Origin of the sequence: Alteribacter natronophilus (assembly GCF_006007885.1) — a bacterium.
Taxonomy (GTDB): Bacteria; Bacillota; Bacilli; order Bacillales; family Salisediminibacteriaceae; genus Alteribacter; species Alteribacter natronophilus.
Map to the genome: position 1 here is coordinate 1 of NZ_VCRO01000006.1, position 16368 is coordinate 16368.

The following is a 16368-nucleotide window of genomic DNA, read 5'->3' on the forward strand; positions in this document are numbered from 1 at the left end:
CATGGTCCCAGAGGCTGGTCGGCCTTTCTTCACTTCTACTATAAAAAAATAGTAGCACAGACCATGGCCTTGGTCTGTGCTACTAATGTTAGTATGTTTCTAATGTTTCAGACCAGGTTTTTCTTGCGGGGATGTTCCCGTCTTTCTATAATAGGCTGTAGCACACCGATGGGAGAAAAGAATACTTATGCTCGATAAAGTCATTCAGAAATACGCATATGCCATTGCAGACGGCAGTGAAAAAACCGTAAACGTTCTTACGCTGCAGGATGAAAACGGGAAACGGGTTTCCCTGAAACGGGATCTCCTCACCGGAGAGGAGGAATCTCTCCTGCAGACTTTATTTGAGGAACCGGCTGAACAATTCATAACCCCTGTTTCGAAAACGGAACGACTCTGGAGCGGAATTCTGCTGGAAGGGGAAATTCCAGCAGGAAAAGCTCTGTCTCTTCCTGTCCGGTTTATCCATTTCTCGCTTAAAGGGGAACTTAATGACCGGGAAGGATTCGCCGAAGCGGTCCACAGTCTGTTCAGTTCCACGGAGGCAATCGTATGGTCAGGTCCCGCTGACGGCGTCCTTGTTCAGCGCCTCGACGGTGACTTCGAGGATGACCGCCCGGACCAGCGCATGCTCGACGCCCTTACAGGGGATTTTTACGTACAGATTTCCTTCTTTGCCGGCACCCCCCAGACTGAACCGGGGCTGCTTTTCGAGCATTACCGGCTTGAAAAAAAGATGTTTGAGGCTGCCCGGTCCTATTCCCCCTCACAGCATGTTTTCTTTGAAAGAGAAGTACTTGCCCACTGGCTTCTGAGCAGTCTCGGAAAAGAAACGGAATTGATCCTGAAAAAACAGCTGGACAATGTCAGGGAGGATTACGATCTCCTCCATTCGGTCAGAGTTTACCTGGAATGCAACATGAACACATCCATGGCAGCAAAAAAGATGTTCGTGCACCGCAACACCCTTCAGTACAGGGTTGAGAAATTTATTGAAAAAACGTCTCTTGATATTAAGCAGTTTCCAAATGCAGTAGCCGCATACCTGATGCTGCTTGCCCTCAAGTCCAAAAAGAAATAATTACGATTCTGCCGGACGGCCTGGGTGCCCTCCGGTTTTTTCTGTATACTGCCGAAATGTCTGCATCAAGTGCACAAAAAAGACTGTTAACTTTTGTGCATGTTTACAATAGCTCCATGTAAGCGTTTTACGGTACACTGAAATCACATTAAAGAAAGCGCTTAAGCGCACAAACAGCACTGGAGGGTAAATCATGGCTGATATTACTTTTAAAGGACTTTATAAAATTTATGACGGCGATGTTCAGGCCGTAACAGACTTTAACCTCGATATCGAAGATAAGGAATTTATCGTATTCGTAGGACCGTCAGGGTGCGGTAAGTCTACAACACTCCGGATGGTTGCCGGACTTGAGGATATTTCAAAAGGTGAGCTTTACATTGGAGACAACATTGTAAACGACGTGGCACCAAAAGACCGCGACATTGCAATGGTATTCCAGAACTACGCGCTGTACCCGCATATGAATGTTTACGAGAACATGGCTTTTGGGCTTAAGCTCCGTAAATTCAAGAAAGAGGATATTGATAAGCGTGTCCGCGAAGCTGCAAAGATTCTCGGCCTCGAAGAAATGCTTGACCGTAAACCGAAAGCAATGTCCGGTGGTCAGCGCCAGCGTGTCGCGCTTGGACGTGCAATCGTACGGGATCCAAAAGTTTTCCTTATGGACGAGCCTCTTTCAAATCTTGACGCTAAACTCCGTGTCCAGATGCGTGCTGAAATTACAAAGCTTCACCAGCGTCTGCAGACAACGACTATTTATGTAACGCACGACCAGACTGAAGCAATGACAATGGCTACGAGAATCGTCGTTATGAAGGATGGTCTCGTCCAGCAGGTCGGACGGCCGAAAGATATTTATGACTACCCTGAGAACGTCTTTGTCGGCGGATTTATCGGGTCTCCGGCCATGAACTTCCTTTCCGGTAAGCTCGTAAACGGCTACTTTGAGATGGGAGACACAAAAGTCAAGATTCCTGAAGGAAAGATGAAACTTCTGGGTCAGTATGAAAACAAGGATCTTATCCTTGGCGTACGTCCGGAGGATATTCATGATGAGCCTGTCTTCCTTGAGTCTTCAAGAGAAACGCAGCTGGAAGCTAAAATCGATGTTGCGGAGCTTATGGGTGCTGAAACATTCCTTTACTCCAAAATTGGTGAGCAGGAATTTATCGCCCGTGTTGACAGCCGTACTGATATTACAAGCGGAAACTCTGTCCAGCTTGCTTTGGATATGAATAAAGCACACTTCTTTGACGCTGATACCGAAGAGCGTATCCGCTAAAACTGTGTACCCCCCCTTATATATATGGAGAGGATGTCCGATTGTTCGTGCCCTGTGCACTTACAGGACATCCTCTCCGCTTTTTTCCCCGCCTTTTTCGTCTATAGTCACAACCTTTTCAATCCGGCAGTCGCGGCAGTACATCATATGGGCACAAAGGTGGCCGGTGTGGTCGTCTTTTACGCCGTTACTGAGCTTCACTGTTTCAATATCCTCATAGGCACTGTACTTGTCAAAAAAATCGGTATACTTACCACAGTCCTCCATTAACCCTGAACAGCCCGGACAGGTGCTCGCTTCGATTGTTTTCATACCGTTACAGACAGGGCAGTAGCTGCTCATGTGAATGACTCTCCTTTCAGAGCTTCAGGCTGACGTTCACGCCGGCAGGCCTCAATGTGCGCCCTTCGGAGTCCAGGATTACCTGCAAAGTGTCCATCTGCCTGACATTTAAAAAGAGGAAGGTTTCCCTCCCTCTTTACAGCCATGTTATTCATTTGTTTTTAATGGAATTGCTGTTCAGCCTGCTGCACAAGACGCTTAGTGATCTCTCCACCTACAGATCCGTTAGAGCGTGCAGTAGAGTCCGGGCCAAGTTCCACCCCGAATTCCTGTGCGATTTCGTACTTCATTTGATCAAGAGCCTGTTGTACGCCAGGTACTACAAGTTGATTTGAGCTGTTGTTGTTTGCCATGTTTCTCACCTCCTTGTACACCTAGTTTGTTTCAAAGGATCATCTATATGTGTGAAGGAGGTTAGTAATTTTTAGGAAAATGAATTATAATACCAGATCGCAATTCCAAAAGCAAATTCACTTTTATTGTACTAAGTCTAATCGCACTTACTGACGGTTTAATACTCAGTGATTTTTTATTAAAACATAGAAAAACGGCCGGATCGGCCGTTTTTCATTTTGTATTTCAAATTTAGGTTATTTTAGTGAAGGGTCAACCAGGAGTTCCGGTTCGGTCACTTCCTGAATATCTTCCACACTGTAATCTCCAATAATTTCACGGAGCAGAAGGCCGTCTTCTGTCACATCGATTACGGCGCGGTCCGTAATGATCCGGTTCACAACCTGCTTACCTGTAAGAGGAAGTTTGCACTCCTTAAGGATTTTCGGTTCCCCGGAACGGTTCACGTGTTCCATTATAATGACCACTTTTTTTGCCCCATGAACAAGATCCATGGCTCCGCCCATCCCTTTAATCATTTTGCCGGGAATCATCCAGTTTGCCAGGTCTCCGTTTTCCGCTACTTCCATGGCACCCAGAATGGCTACGTCAATGTGTCCGCCGCGGATCATGGCAAAGCTTTCTGCACTGCTGAAATATGAAGCACCTTTAATGGCGGTTACAGTTTCCTTTCCTGCATTGATCAGGTCGGCATCAAGCTCTTCTTCATCAGGGTACGGGCCAATTCCGAGAAGACCGTTTTCGGACTGGAGCACCACCTGTTTATTTTCGGTAATGTAGTTTGCTACCATTGTAGGCATGCCGATACCCAGATTCACATAATCACCGTCATGAATTTCCTTTTCTGCACGGCGGGCGATCAGCTCCCGCATTTTATGCCGGTCCACTACGCTCATGTGTCATTCCCCCTCCGTTTAGGCTTTTTGTGCCAGTGTTTTTCGCTCAATTCGTTTCTCCTGTTCACCGACGATGAGTTTATTGACGTAGATACTCGGTGTATGAATGCTTTCAGGATCAAGTTCACCTGTTTCAACCAGCTCTTCCACTTCCGCGATGGTCACTTTTCCTGCAGCCGCGATCATCGGGTTAAAGTTACGGGCAGTTTTGCGGTACACGAGGTTTCCGTGATGGTCCCCTTTGTATGCGCGCACGAGACTGAAATCGGCCTGGAAAGCTTCCTCCAGAAGGTATTCCTTTCCGTTGAACATACGTACTTCTTTTCCTTCTGCCACTTTCGTTCCCACCCCGGCAGGAGTGTAAAAGGCGGGAATGCCTGCTCCGCCTGCGCGGATCCGTTCGGCAAGCGTTCCCTGTGGAACAAGTTCCACTTCAAGCTCCCCGTTCAGTACCTGACGTTCAAATTCCTTGTTTTCGCCTACATAGGAGGCGTAGATTTTATCGATCTGTTTGTTCTCAAGAAGCAGTCCGAGTCCCCAGTCGTCTACTCCACAGTTGTTGGAAATAATGGTCAGGTTTTTTACACCAGTTTCCCGGAGTGCCCTGATCAGGTTTTCGGGAATGCCGCAGAGACCGAAACCTCCGACCATGATCGTGGAGCCGTCCCTGATTTCACTGACTGCATCTTCAAACGATGAGTAAAGTTCCTTCACAGCTGTCCCCTCCTCTAATGGTTTTGGGTACTTACTTTCGGATTACTTGTACTTATTTGGATTTACTTGTACTTAATTGCAGCTTACCTGCACGTAATTCAATTTTGCTGTCCTTAACTGTCTTTTCTGCGGTCAGCTGCTAAAGCAGAAGGCCTACACCGGATAAACAGGGTGCTTCCTGTCGGTGAATACCTGATTTTTTGAGCTGTAGAGATCGAGGCGGTCCTCAAGTTCCTGTCGGAGCTTATTCGCCGGCACGATTTCATCAACAATGAGTTCGGAGGCAAGGCGGTAAATGTCAATGTTCTCCTGGTACTCTTTCCGCTTTTCCTGGATAAACGCTGCCCGCTCTTCAGGCGGCAGTTCGCTAATTTTGTTAGCGTAAACGGCGTTTACTGCTGCTTCGGGACCCATTACGGCAATCTGCGCAGTTGGAAGCGCAATACAGCAGTCAGGTTCAAATGCAGGGCCTGCCATTGCATACAGACCGGCACCGTAGGCTTTACGGACAATGACGCTGATTTTCGGAACTGTTGCTTCGGACATGGCGGAAATCATTTTTGCCCCATGCCGGATGATGCCTGCTTTTTCCACTCTTGTTCCGATCATGAAGCCCGGTACATCGGCAAGGAAAATAAGCGGAATATGATAGGCATCGCACAATGTAATAAAGCGGGCTGCCTTATCGGCGGAATCGTGAAACAGTACACCGCCTTTCTGGCGGGGCTGATTGGCAACAAGCCCGACAGGCTTTCCGTTGATACGGGCGAATCCTGTGATCAGTTCCTTTGCAAACAGTGCTTTCATCTCAAAGAAGCTGCCTTCATCCGTGATGCGTGCAATCAGCTCATGCATATCGAATGGGGCGTTCTGGTTTTTAGGCACGATTTCTTCAAGAGTCTTCTCAAACTCCGGTACCGGTACCGGCTGCTGCGGTTCGGTTTTCTTTTTGTAGTTGCTCGGGAAGTAGGAAAGGTACTGCTTTGCTTTTTCAATGGCTTCTTCTTCGGAAGAGACGAGCACATCCCCGCACCCGGAAGTGGAGCAGTGCATCTTCGCCCCGCCCATTTCCTCGAGGGAAACTTTCTCTCCTATTACCATTTCCGCCATCCGCGGAGATCCGAGGTACATGGAAGCATTTCCGTCCACCATCATGACCACGTCACAGAAGGCCGGAATGTAGGCACCGCCTGCTGCAGAGGGACCGAACAGAAGACATATCTGCGGAACTTTTCCGCTAAGTTTCACCTGGTTATAGAAGATCTTTCCGGCTCCCCGCCTGTTCGGAAACATTTCGATCTGGTCGGTAATTCGTGCCCCGGCTGAATCCACCAGGTATAGGAGCGGAACTTCAAGCTTTTCAGCCGTCTCCTGGATGCGGATGATCTTCTCCACTGTACGGGCGCCCCACGAACCGGCTTTTACGGTGGAGTCATTCGCCATGACACACACTGTCTGACCGTTAATCTTTCCAGTAGCCGTTACAACCCCGTCTGCAGGGAGTCCCTCGTTTTCAGAGTTGGCAAACAGGCCATCCTCGGCCCACGAACCTTCGTCAAAAAGCATTTTGAGACGGTCACGGACAAACATTTTCCCTTTTTCAGCATTTTTCTGATGATATTTCTCACCGCCGCCGCGGTAGATCTGCTCTACTTTTTCCTGCCACTGCACTTCGTTGCTCATAACCTTCTCCTTTCGGTCAAACAAACTTTATTTACCGGTATATTCCGGTTTTCTTTTTTCCTTAAATGCCTCAAGTCCTTCAAGACGGTCACTCGTCGGGATCGTTACTTCGTAGGCTTTTGCCTCGATTGCAATACCGGTTGTCAGATCGGTCTGCGTTCCTTCGCTGATTGCAAACTTTGCCTGTCTGAGTGCAACGGGACCGTTTGATGCAATCCGGTCTGTAAGCGCTTCAGTTTCACTGATTAAAGAATCACGGTCACAGACGGCTGTGACGAGACCCCATTCTTCTGCTTTTACTGCATCTATCTTCTTACCGGTAAAGATCATTTCCTTTGCACGGGCCGGACCGATTTCGCGGGGAAGACGCTGGGTACCGCCGGCTCCAGGAATAATCGCAAGCGTCGTTTCCGTAAGAGCAAACGTTGTATGCTCCGTACAGAGACGGATGTCACAGGCAAGTGCCAGTTCAAAGCCGCCGCCGAATGCCGGGCCGTTCAGGGCACAGATCGTCGGTACAGGAAATGCAGCTACTGCATCCACCGTTTCCCGGATCCGTTTAACGGCAAATGGCACTTCCTCCTGAGGAAGTTCGCGGCGCTCCTTCAGATCAGCTCCTGCGCTGAATACTTTATCCCCGGCCCCTGTAATCACCAGGGCACGAATGCTGCGGTCTCTTTCCAGTGAAGCAAGAGTCTCTGTGATTTCTTCGAGCACCTGTTTTGAAAGTGCGTTAGCAGCTTCTGGCCGGTCAATAGTCAGCCAGGCTGTATTATTTTTAATATGTGTGCGGATAAAGTCCATAATTGCCTCCTCCGTTTCAGCAGTGGTCTTTTTCCTTACTGGCGCGGAACACTTCCATATGATGGCTGTCCAGAGGGTTGCCCAGGGCTGATTCGATAAATTCCCCGGCCTCTGCCAGACTTGAGAGATCCACTCCTGTCCTGATTCCCATTTCATGAAGCATGTGAACAAGGTCGTCGGTTGCCACGTTTCCGGATGCGCCTTTTGCATAAGGACATCCCCCGAGTCCCCCGAGAGCCCCGTCGTATGTATGAATTCCTGCCTTCAGGCCTACGAGTGTGTTGGCAAGAGCCATACCACGTGTGTTGTGAAAGTGCAGGGCCAGGTGTTCAGGAGCAACCCTGGAGCACCACTCCTCCAGACTGCTTTCCACCTGAAGGGGATTTCCGGCTCCGATGGTGTCGCCGAGAGAGACTTCATATACCCCCATCTCAAGGAGACGGTCGGTTATGCGCAGCACCTCTTCCGGGGATACTTCTCCTTCGTATGGACATCCGAATACCGTACTCAGGTACCCTCTTACTTTTTTACCTGCACTTCTTGCTTCACGTACGGTTTCTTCAAGTACAGGCAGTGTTTCATCAATTGTTTTGTTAATGTTTTTTCTGCTGTGGGTGCTGCTTGCGGACATAAAAACTGCCACTTCATCCACGTCCGCCTTTAGTGCTTTCTCCAGTCCTTTCATGTTCGGGACGAGAGCGGCGTAGGTGACGCCGGGTTTACGGCGGATCTGTGTGGCAACCTCGTAGCAGTCCGCCAGTGCGGGAATCCATTTCGGATTTACAAATGAGGTGATTTCAATATAGGAGAGACCGCTTTCGGAAAGGTGGTCGATCCATTCGACCTTTTTTTCCGTCGGCAGAAATGTTTTTTCGTTCTGAAGTCCGTCCCGGGGACCGACTTCCTTTATGAGAACCTGATCAGGATAAGCCAAATTCACGTCCTCCTGTTCTGTGTTTCACCGGCAGGGAAAAAGAGCCTGCAGGCTCCTTTTTCCGGTGAATGTTTTAATGCCAGGGCTGCAGTACGTTTCAGGCGGGCGCTTTCCGCGGGCATCGCTTCAGCCTCCTCGGGAATACCACCCTGCGGGGTCCTTCAGTCGATCCTGTTCCCGCAGGAGTCGCCGCCTTCCACTTCCTTCCTGGCTATATGAAAAACTATTTCAACGTCATCAGAACGTCATCTTCGTTTACGAAGCTGCCTTCTTCGACTTTGAGTTCCTCAACAACGCCATCTTCTTCGGCTGTGATCGGGATTTCCATTTTCATGGATTCCAGAATGACCACTTCCTGGCCCGCCGTTACCTGATCTCCTTGTGTAACCTGTACTTTCCATACGTTTCCTGCCATTGATGTTTTAACTTCTTTCATGATTGTTCACTCCTGTGCTTAGACTTTTGAGCTTTTCTCAATTACGTACTGCTGTACGAACTGAGTGGTGGCGCTGCCTTCTTTAAAGACGTCGTGCTGCAGTGTTTCAATAAGCATGGGAATGTTCGTTTTAATGCCTTCCACTTCCGCCTTTTCCAGGCAGGCAGACATCTTTTCAATCGCATCCTGTCTGGAACTGCCTTTTGCAATGATCTTTGCCAGCATAGGGTCATAAAACGGAGTGACCTGCACACCTTCTTCCACACCTGAATCGTATCGGATGTCCTCCATCTGTGGGAAGGACCAGCGCTTCAGTTTTCCTGGTGATGGAAAAAACGTGACCGGGTCTTCGGCATAAACACGGACTTCAATCGCATGCTCGTATGACATATTTCGTTCTTCAAGGTCGGAAATCCTTTTTTCTTCTGCAATTCTAATCTGCCATTCGACAAGATCGATTCCTGTCACTTCCTCTGTTACCGGATGTTCAACCTGAAGGCGTGTATTCATCTCAAGGAAGTAGATATTTTCGTCGCTGTCCACGAGAAATTCAATCGTTCCTGCGTTCGTATATCCAATGTTACCTGCTGCTTTTTCGGCGTAGGCAAACAGTGATTTTCTCGTTTCATCACTCAGCTTCGGCGCTGGTGCCTCCTCGATGATTTTCTGATTGCGTCGCTGAATGGAGCAGTCACGCTCTCCAAGGCAGACAACATTGCCGTGGTGATCACCGAATACCTGAGCCTCGATATGGCGCGGGTTCTCAATAAACTTCTCCACGTAAAGCTCAGCGGATCCAAAGAACGTTTCCGCCTTTTTTATGACGGAAGGAAGCACTTTCACGAGTTCATCCTTATGGTCCACACGCTGCATACCAATTCCGCCGCCTCCGGAAGCAGCTTTAATCATAACCGGATAGCCGATTTCAGCGCAGACTTTGGCCACTTCGTCTTCGTTTTCCGATTTCAGGGTAGCGCCAGGCACAACAGGAACACCGGCTTCAATCATGGCTTCTCTTGCTGCGATCTTATTTCCCATCGTTTCCATGATGTTTTCAGCCGGCCCGATAAAAGTAATCCCGGCTTCTTTTACCCGTCTGCTGAAATCAGGATTTTCAGAAAGGAAGCCGTATCCCGGATGGATGGCATCTGCTCCTGTTTCCTTTGCCACCTCTAAAATTTTATCTGCGTTCAGATAGCTCTCCTTAACCCTGGCTGGACCGATCCACCTTGCTTCGTCGGCTGCTTTTGTATGTACGGCCTCTTCATCGGCATCTGAAAATACGGCCACAGTCCTGATGCCGAGGCGTTCACATGTTCTGAAAATACGAACGGCAATTTCACCGCGGTTGGCTACGAGCAGTTTTTTAATCATCGTATCTCCTCCGTTTTTTGATCTGAAATCCTAAAAAGTCCTGGTGCCCTCTGCTTTCCGTAAAGAAGGCGCGGGGCACCCGGCCTCTCGTTTCTGTAATTCAGTCTGTAAACGTTACGAACGGCCCGCTGTCTGTTTTTCGCCTGATTCTGTTCTCGGACAGCCGATTTCACGGGCAATGACGAGACGCTGAATTTCGGAAGTTCCTTCCCCGATTTCCATGAGCTTGGCGTCCCGGAGGAATCTTTCCACTTTATATTCGCGCATGTAGCCGTAGCCGCCGTGGATCTGAATCGCCTGGTTACAGGCACGGGATGCAGCTTCGGAAGCAAACAGCTTCGCCATTGCTGATTCTTTCTTGAATGGTTTGTTCTGATCTTTCAGCCAGGCTGCCTTATGGACCATGTTTCTTGCAAGTTCAAGTTCTGTTGCCATATCGCTGAGCTTAAACTGGATTGCCTGGAAGCTCCCGATCGCCTGGCCGAACTGTCTGCGCTCTTTTGAATAGGCAAGTGCTGCTTCATATGCTGCCTGCCCGATTCCAACGGCAAGTGCTGCAATTGAGATACGTCCGCCATCAAGTGTGTAAAGAAACTGGTTAAATCCTTTATCCGGATCACCGAGAATGTTTTCTTTCGGCACTTTGACATCCTCAAGGTGAATTTCACATGTATTGGAACCTCTTACTCCGAATTTTTCGTAGTCGCTCCGAATGGTCACTCCCGGGGAATCCGTAGGCACAATAAAGGCGGAAATTTTATTTCTGCCGCGGTCATCCTTTCCGTTTACGGCAGTAACGATGACGATCCGGGAATATTCCGTGTTTGTAATCCAGCACTTTTCACCGTTAATCACGTAGTGATCACCGACAAGCTCTGCACGTGTACGTGTTCCGCCTGCATCCGATCCTGCGCTTGGCTCAGTAAGACCGAAAGCACCAAGTGTTTCCCCGGTTGTAATCGGTACAAGGTATTCCTGCTTCTGCTGCTCGGTTCCAAAATAGTAAAGCGGTGAGGCACCCAGTGAAACCGCTGCAGCATAGCTGAGTCCGGTTCCTCCGCAGGCTTTTCCGATTTCCTCTACAGCAAGTGCGTAGGAAATGGTGTCTCCGCCGGATCCGCCGTACTTTTCAGGAAACGGAATTCCCAGCAGGCCAAGTTCACCAATGCGTTTGAATGTTTCTTCCGGGAAACGGCTCGTACGGTCCACTTCGTCGGCTTTCGGTTCAATTTCCTTTTTCGCAAAATCCCTGACCATTTCCTTAATCATCTGCTGTTCCTTTGTGAGTGAAAAATTCATATAATCCTCTCCCTGTAAGTATTGCAGGCTCTTCGCCTGGAAATATAAAGTCGTGATCCTCCGGATGCGGGTTCTGGATGAGTATGATCAATCATGCTGATGTAAAGGCTTACAATTGCTGATTAAAAAAATCAGCCAAGGACAATCTGACTGAGCAATCGTTCAGTTTAATTATAGGCAACGGTTTTCTAATTGTAAATAAATTTATATTATTTTGACTATTTGTGAATTGATGAACAGGATCTTCTTTTACCTGACGGAGCATTAATTCAGGTTTCTTCACCACCTATCTGGCTCTGTTCGCCAACTGTTAAGTTTCTTCATAAACTCTTCAGGGGTCCCTCCTGTTTACCGGGTCCCTTCCTTCTGCAGAAATAAAGTAACAGCCTTCCGGGCAGGAAGGCTGTAAAATCGATATATCAAACCAGCTCCAGCATCCGCTCAAGAGCCTTTTTGGCATCGCTGGCTGTTTTTTCAGGCACCCGGATCGTATTTACCGGCTTTCCGGCTTCCACCTGATCCAGGGCCCACGCGAGATGTGGAAGATCGATCCTGTTCATCGTCAGACACGGGCACATATACGGGTTCAGTGAAATGATATCAAGATGCGGATTCGTATCAATCAGTCTGTTCACCAGATTCATTTCCGTTCCAATGGCCCAGCGGCTTCCATCGGGCGCGTTTCTGATCTGATCAATAATGTAGCTTGTGGATCCTGCATCATCACTTGCCTGGACAACTTCCCACGTGCATTCAGGGTGGACGAGAATCCGTCTGTCGGGCTCTTTTTCACGAAGATGCTCCACGTGGGGCATCCGGAAATTCTCATGGACCGAACAGTGGCCTTTCCAGAGAAGGACCCGGCATTTTTCAGGAGCACCGCTCTCTTCCAGCTCTTCAGCAATCGGATCCCATACCAGCATTTCATCAAGCGGAATTCCCAGTTCATAGGCTGTGTTGCGGCCCAGATGCTGATCAGGAAGAAACAGAATGCGTTTCTTCTGTTCAAGAGCCCATGTAACGATCTGTCTGGCGTTTGACGACGTTACGCACGCCCCTCCATGACGGCCGACAAATGCCTTGATTTCCGCAGTGGAATTGACATAGGTAATCGGAATAATCGTGTCTCCAAACTGGTGTGTCAGGGCTTCCCACGCCCGCTCTGTCTGGCGGTAATCCGCCATATCCGCCATGGAACAGCCGGCCCGCATATCCGGCAGAATCACTTCCTGGTGATCCTCCGTCAGAATATCCGCTGTTTCTGCCATAAAATGAACACCGCAGAAAACAACATACCGTGCTTCTTTGTTCGCAGCTGAAAGCTGTGCCAGCTTAAGGGAATCTCCTGCAGCGTCAGCAAAGCGGATGATGTCATCTTTCTGGTAATGGTGACCCGGCAGATAAAGATCACTGCCAAGCGCCTTTTTAACACGGCTTATTTTTGCAGTCAGCTCGTCATCCGTCATCTTTTTATAGACTTCCGGGAGCATCGATTCGTTTTTCATCAGAAGATCAATTGCGCTCATTGGTTTGTCCTCCTTCTTCAACGACAGCAAGACTGATATCAAGGGCACTTACAGTGTGGGTCAGGGCACCCATGGAAATAACATTTACCCCCGTTTCCCCAAACGCAGCAAGTTCGCCCAGAGTAATGCCGCCTGAAACTTCGGTTACGATCCTCTTTGGCACGTGTCTGAGCCAATTTTTCACGGTTTCCGGATCAGCGTTATCAAACATAATGACATCCGCCCCTGCCTTCACCGCTTCAGTAACCTGTTCTTCGGTCTCAGCTTCCACTTCGATTTTCACCATATGGCCGGCAGTATCCCGGACCCGCTCCACAGCTTCTGCAATCGATCCGCACGCGGAAATATGGTTGTCTTTAATCATGACCGCATCGTCCAGACGAAGCCGGTGATTTACGCCTCCTCCAGCACGGACGGCAGCTTTTTCAAGCATCCTCAGGCCTGGCGTCGTCTTTCTCGTATCGGTTATTTTTACAGGAAGACCTTCAACGGCTCTGACGGCTTCCTGTGTGGCTGTTGCAATACCGCTCAGACGCTGCACAAGGTTTAACAGCACCCGCTCGCTCGTAAGAATATCTCTCATGCTGCCGGAAACAGATGCAATTGTATCTCCCTTTTTCAGTTCTGCCCCGTCACGGATTTCACAGACAAATGTCACATCCATGCCCAGTGAACTGTAGGCTGTCTCCAGCACTTCCATGCCAAAAAAGATTCCTTCTTCTTTAGCAATAAACCGGGCTTCCCCTTTTGCCCCTTCCGGAAAAATCGCTTCAGTAGTGATATCCCGGAAACCCGAATCTTCAATCAGCCAGTTTTCCAGGAGCTGTTTCAGCATCCACTTGTTCATGACAAATGCACCTCTTGTTCTGTTTGTATTTTCCGATTCCTCTGCCGGCGGATGGGCCGCTGTGCCCACCTTGGATCATCCTGCTCAGGAAAATCACTGCGCCAGTGCGTGCCGCGGGATTCTTTGCGCATAAGCGCTGAAGATGCCAGCAGGGAAGCGACAATCAGGCAGTTGCTCGTTTCAATTTCCTCAAGTGTCCAGGAACCTCTGAAACTGTGAAAATGAAGCTCCGGACTGTATTCATCAAGCCATGACGTAAGCTTTTCAAGTCCTTCACGGTCCCGTTCAATTCCAGCATGCTCCGAAACATGCCTGCGGATCTTTCCGATCGGCGGCATTACCGGTGCACACTCTTTTTCTGCCGGCTGTATGCCCCCTTCAGCCGTGTAAGTCCGCCGTCCTCCCGCTGATCGCCTGATTATACTATGTGCTGCACGTTCTGCGAAAACGACTGCTTCCAGAAGGGAATTGCTTGCAAGTCTGTTTGCTCCGTGCACACCTGTGCATGCTGATTCTCCCACGGCATACAATCCAGGGACTGAAGTCTCCCCGTCTGTATTTGTACCGATGCCTCCGATCGTAAAATGTGCGCCGGGACGCACCGGCAGTTTTTTGTCCGAAGCATTGAGTCCTGCCTGCATGCACTGTGCGGCGGCTGTAGGAAATCGGAGTGAGAAATCACCGGTTGATGAAATATCAAGATATATTTCTGCTCCATTCCGGAGGGAGCGGTGAAGTGTTCTGGATACGATGTCCCTCGGGGCAAGATCCTTCAGTGGGTGATGGTCCATAACATATTTCCCATCCGAGGTCACGAGCCGGGCCCCCTCCCCTCTCAGTGCTTCGGAAAGAAGACCGTAGGACATCTTCTTCCGGTAAAGAAGTGTAGGGTGGAACTGGACGAACTCAAGATCACTCAGCACAGCACCTGCACGGTAGGCCATGGCTATTCCCTCCCCTGTAAGAGTGGGATCGTTCGATGTAACTTCAAAAAGGCCGCTGTATCCTCCCGTTGCAATCACAACAGCTGAGGCCTTCATCCTTTCAAGCCTGCCTGTTTCCACGTGCTTAACCAGCACACCGGTGCACACCCCTTTTTCCACGAGAAGATCCACTGCCCTCACCTTTTCATCCATTTCAACATCGTGACAGTGGTCAAGCATATGCCCCATCATTTTTTTACCGGTGCTGTCACCACCTGCACGAAATATTCTCCTTGCCGAATGGGCTCCTTCCAGGCCGAGACCGTGATCGAAAACCATTCCGTCCGCAATCATCCTTTTTACAGCCTCGGCCCCTTCTCTTACCATAATGGATACGGCATCAGCATTACTGTGGCCGCTCCCCGCCTTCAATGTATCCAGTTTGTGCTTCAAACCGCCATCCTCCTCGCAGACGGCTGCAGCAATTCCTCCCTGCGCTTTCCACGAACTCGCTCCAAGCGGGTTCTTTGTGATTATCCTCACATTAAAATGCCGTCTCAGTTCCCGGGCCGCAGTGAGTGCTGCAAGCCCGCTCCCGAGAATGATCACAGTCTGTTTATGCAAATTCACCCCTCCTGTAAGTTTACAGGTGTCTTGACACATATATTTACACAGATTTAAACTAAATACAACTGTTTTCTTAACTGGGGGAGAGAGAATGATTTTTCTTGATCACGCATCCACAACACCTATGAGCACAGAAGCTCTGGAGATATACAAAGAGGCCGCGGAAAGCTACTACGGCAATACCGGCAGCCTCCATGAAAGCGGCTACCATGCTGCAAGGCTGACGGAAGCATCACGGGCGGAGATTGCCCGGGCAATCGGGGCAAATCCGGAAGAGGTTTATTTTACCGGCGGTGGAACGGAAGGAAATTTCCGGGCAATACTTTCCCTTGTCCTCGGAGCTGATACCGGCAGAAAGCGGATCGTCACAAGCAGTGTGGAACATCCTTCCGTTTTATCGGTATGTCATTACCTTCAGGAGCGGGGATACGAAGTTATCTTCCTGCCGGTAAGCAGGGATGGCATTATTTCCATAAGTGAACTGAAACACAATCTCACCCTGGACACTGCACTTGTATCGATCCAGCATGTCAACTCCGAAACAGGGACGGTTCAGCCCGTGGAGGAGATAGGTTCGCTCTGCCAATCCCGCGGCGTTCTGTTTCACTCCGATGCCGTTCAGTCATTCGGGAAAATGCCGATAAAAGCACTCATGAAGTACGCTGACAGCCTGACTTTTTCTGCGCACAAAGTTCAGGGACCAAAAGGCACCGGCGCTGTTTACATTCGCGAAGGCACGCCGTGGAAGTGTCCGGACCCTTATACCTCCCCTTCCCACGAGCGGGGATTTCGTCCAGGCACCGTGGACACACCGTCCATTGCCGCATTCGGTGCAGCAGTTTCAAAGGCCTGTTCTGAACTTGAGGCAAACAGGAACCACATGGACAAACTTCGCCGTTTCTTCATAACAATGATCCGGTCGGAAGTGCCTGAAGTGAAAATTGAGGGTCACGCCGAACACTGCGCTCCGCACATTGTCGGACTCCGGCTTCCGGGTATCGAAGGCCAGTACGTCATGCTCTCTCTCGATCGGTACGGAATCTGCGTATCCACAGGGAGTGCCTGTCAGGTTGCCAGACAGGAAGCTTCCCATGTATTATCTTCTTTAGGAAAAAGTGATCAGGAGGCACGGGAATTTTTCAGAGTCTCCATAGGAATCACCACAACGTACAAAGACCTGACGCAGACAGCCGGACACCTTAAGACGCTGGCTGCTTCAATGAAAAAGGAGGCTTAATCAAAC

General features: G+C 49.4%; 16 protein-coding genes. 3 read left to right on the forward strand and 13 right to left on the reverse strand.

Annotated features, from left to right (window positions below; translation table 11 throughout):
- The first annotated feature begins 187 nt into the window (after positions 1-187).
- Both FGB90_RS16395 and FGB90_RS16400 read left to right on the forward strand, forming a co-directional pair.
- Positions 188-1081 carry a PucR family transcriptional regulator gene (locus tag FGB90_RS16395; protein WP_138811952.1) on the forward strand — a complete coding sequence of 298 codons (894 nt, stop codon included), beginning with the start codon at positions 188-190 and terminating at the stop codon, positions 1079-1081.
- A gap of 193 nt (positions 1082-1274) precedes the next feature.
- Positions 1275-2366, forward strand: coding sequence for an ABC transporter ATP-binding protein (locus tag FGB90_RS16400; RefSeq protein WP_138811953.1), 1092 nt, complete (start codon positions 1275-1277; stop codon positions 2364-2366).
- Positions 2367-2426: 60 nt separating this feature from the next.
- Here FGB90_RS16400 and FGB90_RS16405 read toward each other — a convergent pair whose 3' ends face one another.
- The 13 genes from FGB90_RS16405 to nadB form a co-directional block, all read right to left on the reverse strand.
- The gene (locus FGB90_RS16405; RefSeq protein ID WP_138811954.1) at positions 2427-2708 is read right to left on the reverse strand and encodes a hypothetical protein; all 282 of its coding nucleotides are present in this window, start codon (positions 2706-2708) and stop codon (positions 2427-2429) included.
- Between the two features lie 161 nt (positions 2709-2869).
- Positions 2870-3061, reverse strand: coding sequence for an alpha/beta-type small acid-soluble spore protein (locus FGB90_RS16410; protein ID WP_138811955.1), 192 nt, complete (start codon positions 3059-3061; stop codon positions 2870-2872).
- 237 nt (positions 3062-3298) lie between these two features.
- Positions 3299-3958, reverse strand: coding sequence for a CoA transferase subunit B (locus FGB90_RS16415; RefSeq protein ID WP_138811956.1), 660 nt, complete (start codon positions 3956-3958; stop codon positions 3299-3301).
- An 18-nt stretch (positions 3959-3976) separates the two neighbouring features.
- Positions 3977-4672, reverse strand: coding sequence for a CoA transferase subunit A (locus tag FGB90_RS16420; protein WP_138811957.1), 696 nt, complete (start codon positions 4670-4672; stop codon positions 3977-3979).
- 153 nt (positions 4673-4825) lie between these two features.
- Positions 4826-6355, reverse strand: coding sequence for an acyl-CoA carboxylase subunit beta (locus FGB90_RS16425; protein ID WP_138811958.1), 1530 nt, complete (start codon positions 6353-6355; stop codon positions 4826-4828).
- Positions 6356-6382: 27 nt separating this feature from the next.
- On the reverse strand, positions 6383-7159 hold the full coding sequence (locus FGB90_RS16430) for an enoyl-CoA hydratase-related protein (protein WP_138811959.1): 777 nt from the start codon (positions 7157-7159) through the stop codon (positions 6383-6385).
- A gap of 16 nt (positions 7160-7175) precedes the next feature.
- A complete protein-coding gene (locus FGB90_RS16435) occupies positions 7176-8093 on the reverse strand; it encodes a hydroxymethylglutaryl-CoA lyase (protein ID WP_138811960.1) in 918 nt (305 codons plus the stop codon).
- A 223-nt stretch (positions 8094-8316) separates the two neighbouring features.
- Positions 8317-8529 carry an acetyl-CoA carboxylase biotin carboxyl carrier protein subunit gene (locus FGB90_RS16440; protein ID WP_138811961.1) on the reverse strand — a complete coding sequence of 71 codons (213 nt, stop codon included), beginning with the start codon at positions 8527-8529 and terminating at the stop codon, positions 8317-8319.
- Positions 8530-8547: 18 nt separating this feature from the next.
- Positions 8548-9903 (reverse strand): acetyl-CoA carboxylase biotin carboxylase subunit, encoded by a 1356-nt coding sequence (locus tag FGB90_RS16445; RefSeq protein WP_138811962.1) that lies wholly within the window; start codon positions 9901-9903, stop codon positions 8548-8550.
- A 114-nt stretch (positions 9904-10017) separates the two neighbouring features.
- A complete protein-coding gene (locus tag FGB90_RS16450) occupies positions 10018-11202 on the reverse strand; it encodes an acyl-CoA dehydrogenase family protein (protein ID WP_138811963.1) in 1185 nt (394 codons plus the stop codon).
- Between the two features lie 419 nt (positions 11203-11621).
- Positions 11622-12728 (reverse strand): quinolinate synthase NadA, encoded by a 1107-nt coding sequence (nadA, locus tag FGB90_RS16455; RefSeq protein ID WP_138811964.1) that lies wholly within the window; start codon positions 12726-12728, stop codon positions 11622-11624.
- Positions 12715-13575 carry a carboxylating nicotinate-nucleotide diphosphorylase gene (gene nadC, locus FGB90_RS16460; protein WP_138812161.1) on the reverse strand — a complete coding sequence of 287 codons (861 nt, stop codon included), beginning with the start codon at positions 13573-13575 and terminating at the stop codon, positions 12715-12717. The genes nadA and nadC overlap by 14 nt, the downstream gene beginning before the upstream one ends.
- Entirely contained in the window at positions 13572-15122 is a 1551-nt protein-coding gene (gene nadB, locus FGB90_RS16465; RefSeq protein ID WP_246056226.1) for an L-aspartate oxidase, read from the reverse strand. Before nadB ends, nadC begins: the two co-directional genes overlap by 4 nt.
- Positions 15123-15216: 94 nt before the next feature.
- On the opposite strand from nadB, the gene FGB90_RS16470 reads away from it, so the two are divergent.
- Positions 15217-16362 (forward strand): cysteine desulfurase family protein, encoded by a 1146-nt coding sequence (locus FGB90_RS16470; protein ID WP_138811966.1) that lies wholly within the window; start codon positions 15217-15219, stop codon positions 16360-16362.
- The last annotated feature ends 6 nt before the right edge of the window (positions 16363-16368 follow it).

Excerpts from the sequence above, each read along its gene's own strand:
- FGB90_RS16395 (WP_138811952.1), top strand. The coding sequence starts at position 188 with ATGCTCGATAAAGTCATTCAGAAATACGCATATGCCATTGCAGACGGC.
- FGB90_RS16400 (WP_138811953.1), top strand. The coding sequence starts at position 1,275 with ATGGCTGATATTACTTTTAAAGGACTTTATAAAATTTATGACGGCGAT.
- FGB90_RS16405 (WP_138811954.1), bottom strand. The coding sequence starts at position 2,708 with ATGAGCAGCTACTGCCCTGTCTGTAACGGTATGAAAACAATCGAAGCG.
- FGB90_RS16410 (WP_138811955.1), bottom strand. The coding sequence starts at position 3,061 with ATGGCAAACAACAACAGCTCAAATCAACTTGTAGTACCTGGCGTACAA.
- FGB90_RS16415 (WP_138811956.1), bottom strand. The coding sequence starts at position 3,958 with ATGAGCGTAGTGGACCGGCATAAAATGCGGGAGCTGATCGCCCGCCGT.
- FGB90_RS16425 (WP_138811958.1), bottom strand. The coding sequence starts at position 6,355 with ATGAGCAACGAAGTGCAGTGGCAGGAAAAAGTAGAGCAGATCTACCGC.
- FGB90_RS16430 (WP_138811959.1), bottom strand. The coding sequence starts at position 7,159 with ATGGACTTTATCCGCACACATATTAAAAATAATACAGCCTGGCTGACT.
- FGB90_RS16440 (WP_138811961.1), bottom strand. The coding sequence starts at position 8,529 with ATGAAAGAAGTTAAAACATCAATGGCAGGAAACGTATGGAAAGTACAG.
- FGB90_RS16445 (WP_138811962.1), bottom strand. The coding sequence starts at position 9,903 with ATGATTAAAAAACTGCTCGTAGCCAACCGCGGTGAAATTGCCGTTCGT.
- FGB90_RS16450 (WP_138811963.1), bottom strand. The coding sequence starts at position 11,202 with ATGAATTTTTCACTCACAAAGGAACAGCAGATGATTAAGGAAATGGTC.
- nadA (WP_138811964.1), bottom strand. The coding sequence starts at position 12,728 with ATGAGCGCAATTGATCTTCTGATGAAAAACGAATCGATGCTCCCGGAA.
- nadC (WP_138812161.1), bottom strand. The coding sequence starts at position 13,575 with ATGAACAAGTGGATGCTGAAACAGCTCCTGGAAAACTGGCTGATTGAA.
- FGB90_RS16470 (WP_138811966.1), top strand. The coding sequence starts at position 15,217 with ATGATTTTTCTTGATCACGCATCCACAACACCTATGAGCACAGAAGCT.